Annotated in this window: 2 protein-coding genes; both read left to right on the top strand. The window is 65.7% G+C overall.

Annotated features, from left to right (window positions below):
* On the top strand, window positions 1–1,196 hold a 1,196-nt coding region (gene odhB, locus BG57_RS30810), incomplete at its 5' end, for a 2-oxoglutarate dehydrogenase complex dihydrolipoyllysine-residue succinyltransferase (RefSeq protein WP_035971073.1).
* A gap of 87 nt (window positions 1,197–1,283) precedes the next feature.
* Window positions 1,284–1,470, top strand: a 187-nt coding sequence (locus BG57_RS30805) for an FAD-dependent oxidoreductase (RefSeq protein ID WP_035971072.1), incomplete at its 3' end; no start/stop codon positions are given.

Raw genomic sequence — 1,470 nt, 5'->3', positions numbered from 1 at the left:
CCGACAAGGTCGTGCTCGAAGTGCCCGCGCCGTCCGCCGGCGTGCTCGCACAAGTCATCAAGCATGACGGCGATATCGTCACTGCCGACGAGATCATCGCGAAGATCGATACCGAAGCAAAGGCAGGCGAAGCGCCCGCCGCCGTCGCCGCTGCCGGCGACGCGGAAGTGAAGCCCGCGCCGCAAGCCGAACCGGCGGTTGCATCGTCGTCGGCGAATGCACAGGCCACCGCGAGCGCAACGGGCGGTTCCGTGACGGGCGGTGCAACGTCGCCGGCCGCAACGAAGATTCTGGCGGAGAAGGGCGTCTCGGCCGATCAGGTGTCGGGCACGGGCCGCGACGGCCGCATCACCAAGGGCGATGCCCTCGCCGCACAGGCAGGCGCACCGGCTGCGAAGGCCGCCGCACCGGCTCCGGCCGCCGCGCCCGCGAAGGCTGCGAAGCCGTCGCTGCCGCAAGTGAACGCGCCGGCATCGGCTGATCAGTGGCTGAAGGATCGCCCGGAACAGCGCGTGCCGATGTCGCGCCTGCGTGCGCGTATCGCCGAGCGTCTGCTCGAATCGCAGCAGACCAACGCCATCCTGACGACGTTCAACGAAGTCAACATGGCGCCGGTCATGGATCTGCGCAACAAGTACAAGGACCGCTTCGAGAAGGAACACGGCGTGAAGCTCGGCTTCATGTCGTTCTTCGTGAAGGCCGCCGTTCACGCGCTGAAGAAGTTCCCGCTGGTGAACGCGTCGATCGACGGCAATGACATCGTCTATCACGGCTACTTCGACATCGGTATCGCGGTCGGTTCGCCACGCGGGCTGGTGGTGCCGATCCTGCGCAACGCGGATCAGATGAGCCTTGCCGACATCGAGAAGAAGATCGCCGAGTTCGGCGCGAAGGCGCGCGACGGCAAGCTGTCCATCGACGAAATGACGGGCGGCACGTTCTCCATCTCGAATGGCGGCGTGTTCGGCTCGATGCTGTCGACGCCGATCATCAACCCGCCGCAGTCCGCGATTCTCGGCGTGCACGCCACGAAGGAACGTGCGGTCGTCGAGAACGGCCAGATCGTTATCCGCCCGATGAACTACCTCGCGCTCTCGTACGACCACCGCATCATCGACGGCCGCGAAGCCGTGCTGTCGCTGGTCGCGATGAAGGACGCGCTGGAAGATCCGGCGCGCCTGCTGCTCGATCTGTAAGAAGCATCGTTGCCCCGGCGCGCGCGATAGGCTCGCGCGCGCCGCGTAAAGCGTCTCCGCAGAAGCGGAGTCACCTCAAGGAAAGTCATGTCCAAAGAATTTGATGTCGTCGTGATCGGCGCGGGCCCGGGCGGCTATATCGCGGCGATTCGCGCAGCGCAGCTCGGCAAGACGGTTGCGTGTATCGAGAAGTGGAAGAACCCGGCCGGCGCGCTGAAGCTCGGCGGCACGTGTCTGAACGTGGGCTGCATTCCGTCGAAGGCGCTGCTCGCGT

The organism is Caballeronia grimmiae (assembly GCF_000698555.1).
GTDB lineage: Bacteria > Pseudomonadota > Gammaproteobacteria > Burkholderiales > Burkholderiaceae > Caballeronia > Caballeronia grimmiae.
Note: the sequence above shows the minus strand (reverse complement) of the source record. Positions and strands in the feature narration are given on the sequence as shown.